Here is a 10,878-nt window from a genome sequence, read left to right on the forward strand (position 1 = left end):
GCGAAGTTGCCTTTTTCCTGGAGCTCGAGCGCGGTCTTTTCCATGGTGATCTCGTCCATGGGAGCCGGCACCGGAGTCGCTGGAGCGACGGCGGCTTTGGGCGGTGCGTGATGAAAATGGGTGACGCTAAACAAGAGCGCGGCGAGGCCGATCGCTCCCACGATATAGGCGCGGTTCATCCATTGCTGCCGGCTGGCCTGGCTGCTTTCGTTCGATGGATCGAGATGGGGAGGGAGTGGGTCGATGGGGGGAAGATTAAACATCCAACATCCAACATCCAACGCCCAATCCCGCCGTCGCGGGAGCGCAAGCGTGGGGTGGGGGTTGGTTCTTTCATTGGATGTTGGATGTTGGGCGTTGGGTGTTGGGTGTTGGATGTTCTGCCTTTCGATGTTATCCGGCAGGGGATGATTGTGCCGGACACGTACTGCTGGACGAACCCTTACACCAACGGGTGGATGGATCACTTCTACGGCCGGCATTTCCGGAACCTGTATGGCGGGAGGATTTTCACGGAATTCGAATTCTACGAGCTGCTCATGACGCGCGAGGAGCGGCCGGAGATCATGCTGAAATGGTGCTTCGATGCGGATCGCGCGGGAATGGTGAGCCTGTGCCGGGAGCATGGAATCAACGTGACCTTCTGCGAGGACGGCTTTTTCCCGCACTACTCGACGATGCACGCTGATCCGCTGGGCTTTTGCTGGGAGTCTTCGCTCACGCGCATGGTGTTTCGCGGGGTGACGGACGCGCAGCGGAAGCGGGCGCGCACGGCGCGGACGGCGTGGCTGGAGAAGCGAGACAAGGAACTGCCCGACGCGGTGCAGGCGCCGTTCGTCCTGTGGCCGCTGCAATTGGTGCGCGACCAGGTGAACCACTGGGACCTGCACGTGAGCGATTGGTGTGAGTTGCTGGCGCATTTTCGCTCGATCCTGCCGGAGGAATTTCAGCTCGTGCTCAAGAGGCATCCGCTGGCCCGCGATGCGGACCTGGTGGGATTGGAAGCGTTGGTGCCGACGCTGCCGAATACGGTGCTGTTGCCGGAAGGAGCGGACCTGACGACGCTGCTGCGTGCGGCGCACGCGGTGGCGGGGGTGAATTCCAGCGTGCTCTACGAGGCGCGGCTGATGCATCACAAGCCGACGTATGCTTATGGCCGGAGCTGGTTCACCAATCACACGGATCTGTTTCTACCCGTGCCGCGCCACATGAAGCGGCCGTTGCCGCGCCTCGATTGGCTGGCGGAGCCGGCGCGGATGCGGATGGAGTGGCTCGACGACTACACGGACTGGTTTCTGGCGCAGCTCCTGGTGCGGCAGTTCGATCATCAGTTCGCGGAGAAGCAGCCCGTGGAGCTCAAGAAGAAGGTCTGGCACCTCAGCTGGCAATCGTATCGCGAGCATGGGGAGGCGATCTTTGACTAAGGCAGAACATCCAACATCCAATGGCGCGAAACGGACGGGCTCTATTTCACGGGCTCCAGAACGGCGACGGGCGGGGGCGTTTGCTTTTTGGCGAATGAGCGGGCGAAGGGGTGGACGAGTTGGCCGATGAAGTCTTTCGGAAATTCCTCGGGGATGCCGAAGTTTTGCGGCGGGCGATCCTTGGGCATGTAGAAGGTGCCGAAGAGGACGTCCCAGAAGACGAAGAGGCCGGCGAAGTTTTTGTCCCACGCCTCGCGGTCCTTGGAGTGGTGCCAGCGGTGGAAGACCGGCGTGGCGATGACGTAGCGCAGGGGGCCGAAGTCCCAGTCGACATTGGCGTGGATGAAGATGGCGTAAAGGGTGAGAACGGGCGCGGCGGAGAGGGAGACGAAGGGATTGAAGCCGAGGAGCAAGAGCGGGGTGACCTGGACGAGTTTGCTGACGAGGTCATTGACCGGGTGGACGCGCACGCTGCTCAGCCAATCGAGATCTTCCGAGCTGTGATGCACGGCGTGAAACGGCCACCAGCCGCGGCGGTGAAAAAGCCGGTGTGACCAATAACCGAGCAGATCGACGAGCAGGTAGATCTCGATGATTTGCAGCCAGAGCGGCTGCCGGGAGAGCGGACCGAAGCCGTGGTAAGCGCCGGATTTTAGGCCTCCGACGGTGGTGACGCCGAGGGCAATGATCAACGCGGCGGGGAGAAAGAGCGCCACTTTGGTGAGCACTTTGGTCACGAGCGGGGTGAAGAACCAGAAGCAGACGTCGGTGAGCCAGCCTTGGCGCAGCAACGGCCGGCCGCGGCTCTTTCCGAGGAGGCGCTCGATGATGAAAAAGATCACCGAGAGGACCACGAGGCCGAGGGCGATATGGAGGAAGGTGGCGTCGTGTTTCATGGGAGGGATTCCTCACCTCCAGACGGGAGAAGTGGGGATCGGTTACACGATTGTCAGTTTTCGGACAAAACCAACACACAACGAAATCCATTGCTCACGTAGCGATTCGAGGGGTGGACCACGTGGCGGTAAGAGGACGAGCAGGAGGTGTTGTCGTCGCTGCCCCAGCAGCCGCCGCGCATGACCCGCGATTCGGATTGCGCGTTGTATTTGTCCTCGCACCACTGCCAGACATTCCCACCCAGGTCGAAGATGCCGTAGCGATTGGCCGTGAAACTACCGACCGGCGACGTGTGTTCAAACTCGTCCACATGGAGAGAGGAGGCATAGTTGCCGGCGCCCTTCGGCGGCGGCCATTGCGTTCCCCACGGATAAACTTCGCCAATCGCGGCGCTTTTCGAGTCCGGGCTGGCGGCGGCTTCTTCTTTCCACGCGATCCCCACCGCGCTGCTCCACTCATGGTCGGTGGGTAGTCGATATTCATCGCGCGTTTTGATCTTGCCGGCTTTGCGTTCTGCGGCCGTCAGCCAGGTGCAAAACGCCTTGGCCTCGTCCCAGTTCACTTCCACCACGGGATGGGTCGGCCCTTGAGCGAAAGGCGCTGTTTTCGCCAGCAACTTATTCGCGCGCTCATACTCCGAAAAATCCTGCACCCGCGTATCCCAGACGCTAAACAATACCGGCTTTTCACTGGTCGCCCCCCCGGTGATGGGAACAGGGACAAAGACCATGCCCAGCGAATTCACGAATGGCTCGGTTGCCTTGGGAGGTTTGGTTTTCTGGTCGGTGGGCGAGGGTGGTGCCGGCGTCGTCCTGGCGAATTCGGCCTGGAATTTCTGGGCCAGCGTCCGCTGCAAGACGGAGCGCTCGAACTCGGCGGAACGATAGTTGGCTTCGGAGACCTGGAGGGCTTGTTTGGTTTGGGCGAGTGACACGAGCATCTCATTTTTGCTCGAACGTTGCTTCGCTTCCATGTCGCGGGAAGTTTGCCGGGCTTGCAAGAGCTCACGCTTGGTTTGGTCCAATGCCGTACTCAAAGTATTGGCGCGCTCGTGTTCCGAATGGGTGGCCCGTGTTTCATTTTTCGCGAGGAGGCTGGCGCGGACAAAGGCGGCCGAGACCCCGAGCAGGGCCAGCAGACCGATGCCCACGGTGAGGGAGAGGCCTTGGTGGCGCAGGACCAGCAGCCGGAATTGTTTCCACGGCCCAGCCTGCTCGGCGCTCGTCGCAAACCCGCTTTGATAGGCGGTGAGATCGCCCTGGAGTTTTTTCACGCTCGGGTAGCGCTGCGAACGCTTGAGCGATAACGCTTTCACGATGATGGCTTCCAGCGACTCGGAAACAAGGCCGCGGGGAAGGTGTGGCGGGCGGGCCTTCCCTTGGGAGCGCAGGCGCGCGGTGGGATACTCGAATCTGCCTTGCTTGATGTTCTCCACGATTTCCTCGGGGGTCTTCCCGGTAAATGGCTGGAGGAGCGTGACCAGCTCGAACAAAATGGCACCGAGCGAAAAGATGTCGCTGCGCCGGTCGAGTGAAGTGACCTCGCCGCGCGCCTGTTCAGGACTCATGTAAGCCGGCGTGCCCATCACCGAGCCGTCGAGCGTCGAGAAGATATCGCGCTGATCGAGGCGCGCGCTCTGCACCGAGGGGACGTCTAATTCCACGGGATCGGGCACCGTGCTCCCGGCGGCGGATCGGACTCCCACTGCCTTGGCCAATCCCCAGTCCATGACCAGCACCTCACCATACTCGCCGACCATGATATTCTCCGGCTTCAGATCCCGATGGATGACGCCCTTGGCGTGGGCGAAGCCGACGGCGTCGCACACTTTCTGGAAGATCGTCAGGAGCGCGGCGAGTGGGTAATGGGCGATGGTTTCGGCATCGCCGCCGGCGATCTGGCGAAGAATGCGTTTGAGCGTGGCCCCCTTGACCAGCTTCATCGTGTAATAGGGACGACCTTCGTGATCGAGGGCGAGATCGTGGACCGGAACGATATTGGGATGCTCGAGCTGGCCGGTCAGTTGCGCTTCCTCGATGAAGCGGAGGCGATCGTGGGGGCCTTGCTCGCGGAGCATGATCTTCATCGCCACATCGCGCCGGATCGCCGGCTGCCGGGCGGCGAGGACGGCGCCCATTCCACCCTTGGCGATCTGCACGCCCATTTCATAGTGAGTGGAGTGTGTCAGCTCCTGGAGCTTGGGTTCGTGGAGAGCGGCACTCGTGGGGTCTTCCGAGTCAGGGACGACGCGGTATTGGATCAGGACATGGGCCGTGCCGATCTGGATAGTTTGGTTGGGCGTGACCGGCGTGGGCGCGGTGATGGGCTGGCCATCGAGCAAAGTGCCGTTCGCGCTGTTCAGGTCTTCGAGCAGGAGCGAGCGGTCTTCCCCGATCGTGAGACGGGCATGCTGGCGGGAAACCAGGTCGGCTTTGATTGGGAAGTCGCAGGACGACAAACGACCGAAGACATACGTGCCAGCGCCCAGCACCCGGCGAATCGCTTCATATCCATCGGCGAAAACGAGCACTTCCGTCTGGGGAGCGGGCATGCGCTGGAGGATAGACCGGAGACGGCGCAAGTGTCCAGTTGCGGCTGTCTGAGCCGCGCCCGCAGCGTGGAGGGCGAGAGGCCCGCGGTATTTCAGTTCTCGATGCGGTAGAGGCTCGTCTTGGTGCGCAGGTAGAGGGCTTTGCCGGAGACGGCGGGCGAGGACATGAAGCCATCGGGGAAGACATTCTCGGCGAGCACCTTGAACTGGCGGCCGGCTTCGAAGACGAAGAATTTGCCTTCCTCGTTGCCGGCATACATGTGGCCTTCGGCGTAGATGGGCGAGGCGCTGAAGTTGCCGCTGCCGCCGAGGCGCTCGCTCCACACCACATCGCCAGTCTTGGCATCAAGGCAGGAGGCGATGCCGCCGTCGTTCACGGTGAAGAGCAGGCCGTTGACGAGGGTGACGCTGGGCTTGTTGGGCACGGCTTTTTTCACGCGCCAGGCAAGGTCATTGGCGCTGAGCACGCCTTTGCCACCGAGCTTGATCGCGAGCAGGCCGGCCTTGCCGAAGCCCGCGGGGATATAGGCGATGCCGTCGCCAACGACGGGGCGCGTGGCGGCGCTGTGCGCCTCGGGTTCGTCGAAGCGCCAGATCTCCTTGCCGGTGCGCGGGTCGTAGGCGTAGTGGGCCTTGGCGCCGCTGCTGAGGAGGATAGGCTGGCCATTTTGCATATAGACCTGGCAGGTGGCGAAGGCCTTGCGGTAGTCGCCCTCGTTCTTGACCGTGCCGTCGGGGGCGAGATCGCCGTAGTCGGTGGAACGCTTCGTTTGCCAGACGGTCTTGCCGGTGGCCTTGTCGAGGGCGACGATGAACTGATTGTCGCTGCCGTCGAAATTCACGATGAGCAGATTCTCCCAGAGGATCGGCGAGGAGCCCGCGCCGCGGTAGTGGTTGCAAACGAAATCGGTGCGTTCCCAGAGCTTCTTGCCGGTCTTGGTGTCGAGACACGCGGTGCCGGGCGAGCCGAAAGTGACGTAGACGCGGCCTTCCTCGATGGCGGGCGTGGGTGAGGCGTAGCTATTGAACTTGTGGCAGAACTGGGGAGTGGCCACGCGGAAAAGGATGTCGTCGCGCAGGATTTTTCCAGAGTCCTTGTCGACTTCGACGACGCTGAGTTCGGTGCCTTCCTCATTGGCGGTGGTGAGCCAGACTTGCGAGCCCCAGATGACGGGCGAGGACCAGGCCTTGCCGTGGATCGCGGTCTTCCATTTCACATGGTCGCCCTCGCCGAATTTGATGGGCAGGCCGGTCGAGTCGGAGTGGCCGTCACCAGTGGGGCCGCGGAAGGCGGGCCAGTTTTCGGCGGCGAAAAGGGAGGTGCTGAGCAGTGCGAGGGCGAGGAGGGGACGGAACAACATGGCTATCTGATAACCGCGCAGCGGGCGGGATTCTAGGAATGGTTTTTGGGTTTTGGGGTCAGAGGACGGGACCAGAGACAATCCGGCAATATGACGAACGATGGAAATACGACCGACGCGACTGATGCCAACCTCGCTCAGTGGGTCGGTTTTGCTCAGCGTCGCCGGATTTCGACTGGGCCCCACGTGGCGCCGGTGTAGCCGTAGGGATAGGGGACGACGTTTCGACCGCGGCCACCGGGGATGACGGTGGTAAAGCCGGGGATGACATAGCCACCCACCGGGTAGCCGCCGTAATTGAAGCCGGGGCTGTCGACCGTGACTTCGAGGCCGGTCTGGTTCGTCGGGCGATAGGTTTCGTCGGTGTTGGGCAGGGGCTGCACCTGCGCGGCGAGCGCCTTGGCGCGGGCGTTGGCCTGCTGCGCGGCGAGTTCCGCCTGTTGGCGTCGTATTTTCTCCGCCTCAAATTTTTGCTTCCAACCGTCGGCGTAGAGGGCGGGGTCGTAGCCGAAATCCTTTTGGTCGGCTTCACTCAGATTCTTGAAATCGAGAAATATCACGCCATCGTCGTGCATGATTTGGATGCCGGTCGGGTCTTTGGATCGCACTTCGACGTTTTTATAAACGTCGCCGCTGACGGTCTTCAGATCGCGCGCCTCCCCGATGCCACCAAGGAGAAGAGTGGCGACGAGCAAAGGAAGAAATGCCCGTTTCATGGTGAAGCAATATACAACGGCCACCGGCCCGCGCGAGGGGATTTTACTTCCCGGCGGCTGGCTCCGTTTTCTTCAGTAAAGCCCCTTCGCGGAGGGCGTAAAGGTCGGTCATGGTCGCGACGAAAAGGGTGCCATTGGCGGCGGTGGCGGTGGCGCTGATCCCCTTCCTGAAGTCGACCGTGGCCAGCACTTGCTTTTCCTTGCTCGCGGCGAGGATCCAGAAGTCGCCCTTGCGTGTGCCGATGTAGACCTTGCCATCGGCGACGAGCGGTGAGGCCCAGAATTCGCCTCTCGTTTCCTGGGTCCAGTACTCGTGGCCGGTCTCGGCGTCGATGCAGTGGATCTTGCGCCCGGCGTCGGCGATGAAGGCGAGTCCATCGTAAATGGCGGGCGTGGACATGACGTGGCGATCGAGCGGCGCGGTCCAGACCTCGGCGGTGCCGCTGACATCGCCGGCGCGCGTGGCGTCGATGCACTTGAGCCAGGCTTCATTTTTGCCCCACCAGATGTCGCCGCCGCCCGCGATGTAAATGCGGTTTTGGTAGAAGACCGGCATGCCGTAGATGTCGCTCGGACCTTGCTGGCGATTGCTGGTGAAGCGATGCACGTCCTCCTTCGGCGCGGTGGGATCGGGATCGAAGGACCAGACCTTTTTCAACTTCAGCACCTCGTCGGGCGGTGGGCTATTGGTGATCGGCTCGAAGGCGCGCACGATGCCGTCTCCACCGGCAAAGAAGATGAGCGGCTTGCCATTGACCACGGCGGAAGAGGGCGAGGACCAGGTGGCGTGGAAGATATTTGGGCCGATGTGCTCGTCGTCGCGGGCCACGTAGCGGCCGGTCTTTTTCTCCAGCACGATGAGGCTCGGGGCATCGGGGGCGCGCATGCCGCGGTGCGTGTTGTCCACGCCGGTGCCGGTGTTGACGTAGAGGTAGTCGCCGAGGATGAGGATGGAACTGTGCGCGCCATCGTGCGGCCAGGTGCCGGCGCCGGAAGGCATATCGAAGAGCCAGAGGATATCGGCATCGGTGGGACCGGGGGCGGGGACGGGCGTGCCGGGAGCTACAGGCTCTTGCTGGAAGGTGGGCGGCAACGAAGGGCGCGGGAGCATGTGCAGGCCTTCGTCCTGATAGGGGCCGTCGTTGCCATTGGCCATGCCGTTCACGTCGAGGCAGAGGATTTCGCCGCGATTGTCCACGAAGTAGGCGCGCTCGCCTTCCACGGTCACGGGCGACGCCATGCCGGTCTTCGGCCAGTCGTAGTATTGGTCCTCCGTGCGCTTCGGGACCGCGAGCTGCCAGAGGAAATGGCCGTCCTTTTCATCGAGGCAAAGCAAGATGCCGAGGTCGCCGATTTCCTTCGGATCGCGCGGCACTTCATTGTTCGTGCCGATGTAAACGCGACCACCGGCGACGACCGGCGTGCTATTGGTCTGCGTGCCGAGCGGGGCGATCCACTGGATATTCCGGCCGCTCTCGAGATCGAAGGAACCCGGGAGACCGCGCTCCCCGGAGACCATGTTGCGGGACCAGGCCTGGCCCCATTGCGGTTGATCGGCGGCGTGGAGCGCGTGGGCCAGGAGGGCGAGCGCGACCGACGCCAGAGAGGGCGTGAGCTTCATGGGGAGAACGCGGCGCAGGACTTCAGTCGAACCACTCGTCCTCGGGGTCGAAGACCGGGAGGACGATGTTCAGCACCTTGAGCTTGCCGACGGCGCGATGGCGGCAGCCGGGATGGATCTTCACCGTGGTGAGCGGCTGGAGCGGGATGCGTTCGCCGTCGAGCTCGAGGTAGCCTTCGCCCTCGAGGACGATATACGTTTCCGTGAGCGTCTTGTGATAGTGCGTGCGCGCGTCCTCGAGGATTTCCACGAGATGCACGCTGGCTTTCGACTCCGCGGGGTCGGCGAAGGCGCGGCGGCTCCAGCCGCACGGGCAGCGCGTGGGATCGAGGGTGTCGAGCTGGACGACTTCGTAGTTCGCGGTAGGAGTCATGGCGTGATGAGCGGTAAGTATGGTCACGAATTCTTGCTGGCACAACTCCGGCGAGCGGAGTTTCCCCTTGTTCGCCCCGGAACGATGCGCTGTACTTTTCCGCACTGTGTCGTTTGATCCTCTTTCCTCAACGGCACTGCGTCGTCCAATCCGCATTGTGGCGTTTCTCGTTTTCTTTGGCGCCGTGTTCGCTGGGCTCACCCTCGCTCAGGACGACGAAGGCCTGTCCTCGATGCGGCTCCCCTTTGAACGGGGTTCCGCTGTGCCGCCGGCTGTTTCCGTCTTCTACGACCTCGACTATTCCGGGGTGGGCAACCAGCTGCCGCAACGCGTCATCGCCTGCATCTGGCCCGACGGACGTGCGGTCTGGTCGGGCAATCGAAGCGAAGGTGGCCCGCCGTATTTTACCGGGTATGTCGATCCCAAGCGATTGCGCGAATTCATGGCTATCTTCGATGCGCGGGGGCTCTTTCAACGGAAAGTTTGGTTCAGCCAGGCGGTCGATGCTCCGCACCACGACATCCACATCATCGATGGGCAGCGCCATGTGGCTCTCTGCGCCAGCGCGGGCTATTCCATGGACATCCAGACGCCATTCCTCATCCATAAGGTGGAACACGCGCTGGCTTGCTTCCGGCAGCAGCTCGAGCAGCTCCTGCCCCGTGAAGGCAAGCCACTTTCCACGTTCGACTACGAGCTGCACCGGCTGCCATGATCGCAGCGCGACCGAATCATGAATGATTTGAAAATCCGCATCATCACCACCGGCGGCACGATCGATAAGATCTACTTCGACGCGACCAGCAGTTATCAAGTCGGTGCGCCGCAGGTGGTGCCGGTGCTGACGGAGGCCAATGTGACTTTCGAATACGTCGTGGAACAGGCGTGCCGGAAAGACAGCCTCGAGCTGACCGATGCGGACCGGGCCGATATTCGCCGGCGGGTGGAGGCGGCGCCGGAACGCTGCATCCTCATCACGCACGGAACGGACACCATGACGGAAACGGCGAAGTGCCTGGCGGACATTGCGGGCAAGGTGATCGTGCTCACGGGAGCGATGGCTCCCGCCCGGTTTAGTGCCAGCGATGCACCGTTCAATTTCGGCTGCGCGATTGCGGCCGTCCAACTCGCTTCCCCCGGCGTTTACATCGCGATGAATGGCCGGATCTATCCTGGCACCTCGGTCCGCAAAAACCGGGAGAAGGGGCGGTTTGAGCCGGTTGCATGATCGATCCAGGTCGCTTGGTTGGAGGTTCCAGGCCTCGTCAAAAAAACTCGCACCTTAAATCGGCTTAACGGGGCTTAAGGCACCTTAAATCGGCTTCCTTTTCTTCGCTCGGGAGTCCTTGATTGGTATCGGCCTTGAGGCGTGGGTTTCCCGGTGATGGTGGCGAATTTATCATACCTTGATTGCCTTGACCCGGCTTGATCCGGCTTGATCCGGCTTGATCCGGCTTGATTGGCTCCTGCCTTTCCTGGCCCTCCATTTTTCGCGGAAACCGCCGAGCATCCGGGCGCTGAGGTTGGCGTCGCGAAGCGCAGGGGGCGTTCCCCGTGGACGAGGCGTTTTTTGAGTTCCTGGCAGAGGGTCGGCGGGAAGCGGGCCATCCTGCCGTGGCGCGGGTGGTGGGAATCGTCGAAGTTCACGCAGGCCAGTATGCCATGACACCACGCCAAAAGTGCATCGCTCCATTGGTTCCATTGGCTCCATTGCGGAAAATTTCACTGGGTGCGCCGCAAAACGCGAGGCTGCGGCAGAGAATGAGAGCCGAGTGAGAGTGCTGAGTCCTTATAGACTATGAAGTAATTTACACTTTCCCTCGCGGTATCTTCCTGAGCGAAGTCGAAGGGTCCCGTCCCACAACCAGCAGTATCGCTGGTAGCGCGACGGGGTTCTTCGACTCCGTTACACTCCGCTCAGAATGACACGCGAGG

At 62.0% G+C, this 10,878-nt stretch carries 10 protein-coding genes; 3 read left to right on the plus strand and 7 right to left on the minus strand.

Features of this window, described 5'->3' with window-relative positions; genetic code table 11:
- Window positions 1-263, minus strand: a 263-nt coding sequence (locus tag ABJF10_RS24620; RefSeq protein ID WP_348547277.1) for a hypothetical protein, incomplete at its 3' end; no start/stop codon positions are given.
- 144 nt (window positions 264-407) lie between these two features.
- Between ABJF10_RS24620 and ABJF10_RS24625 the strand changes: the two genes are divergently transcribed.
- Window positions 408-1,424: a hypothetical protein gene (locus tag ABJF10_RS24625; RefSeq protein WP_348547278.1), complete on the plus strand. Its 1,017-nt coding sequence runs from the start codon at window positions 408-410 to the stop codon at window positions 1,422-1,424.
- A 41-nt stretch (window positions 1,425-1,465) separates the two neighbouring features.
- On the opposite strand, the gene ABJF10_RS24630 is transcribed toward ABJF10_RS24625, so the two are convergent.
- The 6 genes from ABJF10_RS24630 to ABJF10_RS24655 all read right to left on the minus strand — a co-directional run bounded on the left by ABJF10_RS24630 (window position 1,466) and on the right by ABJF10_RS24655 (window position 8,943).
- Entirely contained in the window at window positions 1,466-2,320 is an 855-nt protein-coding gene (locus tag ABJF10_RS24630) for a sterol desaturase family protein (protein ID WP_348547279.1), read from the minus strand.
- Window positions 2,321-2,373: 53 nt separating this feature from the next.
- On the minus strand, window positions 2,374-4,872 hold the full coding sequence (locus ABJF10_RS24635; RefSeq protein ID WP_348547280.1) for an SUMF1/EgtB/PvdO family nonheme iron enzyme: 2,499 nt from the start codon (window positions 4,870-4,872) through the stop codon (window positions 2,374-2,376).
- A 92-nt stretch (window positions 4,873-4,964) separates the two neighbouring features.
- A complete protein-coding gene (locus tag ABJF10_RS24640) occupies window positions 4,965-6,233 on the minus strand; it encodes a PQQ-binding-like beta-propeller repeat protein (RefSeq protein WP_348547281.1) in 1,269 nt (422 codons plus the stop codon).
- A gap of 155 nt (window positions 6,234-6,388) precedes the next feature.
- Complete coding sequence (locus ABJF10_RS24645) at window positions 6,389-6,949, minus strand: hypothetical protein (RefSeq protein ID WP_348547282.1); 561 nt, start codon at window positions 6,947-6,949, stop codon at window positions 6,389-6,391.
- 43 nt (window positions 6,950-6,992) lie between these two features.
- Window positions 6,993-8,570, minus strand: a complete 1,578-nt coding sequence (locus ABJF10_RS24650) for a PQQ-binding-like beta-propeller repeat protein (RefSeq protein ID WP_348547283.1) — start codon at window positions 8,568-8,570, stop codon at window positions 6,993-6,995.
- Between the two features lie 22 nt (window positions 8,571-8,592).
- On the minus strand, window positions 8,593-8,943 hold the full coding sequence (locus tag ABJF10_RS24655; RefSeq protein ID WP_348547284.1) for a cupin domain-containing protein: 351 nt from the start codon (window positions 8,941-8,943) through the stop codon (window positions 8,593-8,595).
- 157 nt (window positions 8,944-9,100) lie between these two features.
- Here ABJF10_RS24655 and ABJF10_RS24660 point away from each other — a divergent pair, with 157 nt between their 5' ends.
- Window positions 9,101-9,658 (plus strand): hypothetical protein, encoded by a 558-nt coding sequence (locus ABJF10_RS24660; RefSeq protein WP_348547285.1) that lies wholly within the window; start codon window positions 9,101-9,103, stop codon window positions 9,656-9,658.
- An 18-nt stretch (window positions 9,659-9,676) separates the two neighbouring features.
- Window positions 9,677-10,171 carry an asparaginase domain-containing protein gene (locus ABJF10_RS24665; RefSeq protein ID WP_348547286.1) on the plus strand — a complete coding sequence of 165 codons (495 nt, stop codon included), beginning with the start codon at window positions 9,677-9,679 and terminating at the stop codon, window positions 10,169-10,171.
- Window positions 10,172-10,878: the final 707 nt, after the last annotated feature.

Source organism: Chthoniobacter sp. (assembly GCF_040003245.1).
Taxonomy (GTDB): domain Bacteria; phylum Verrucomicrobiota; class Verrucomicrobiia; order Chthoniobacterales; family Chthoniobacteraceae; genus Chthoniobacter.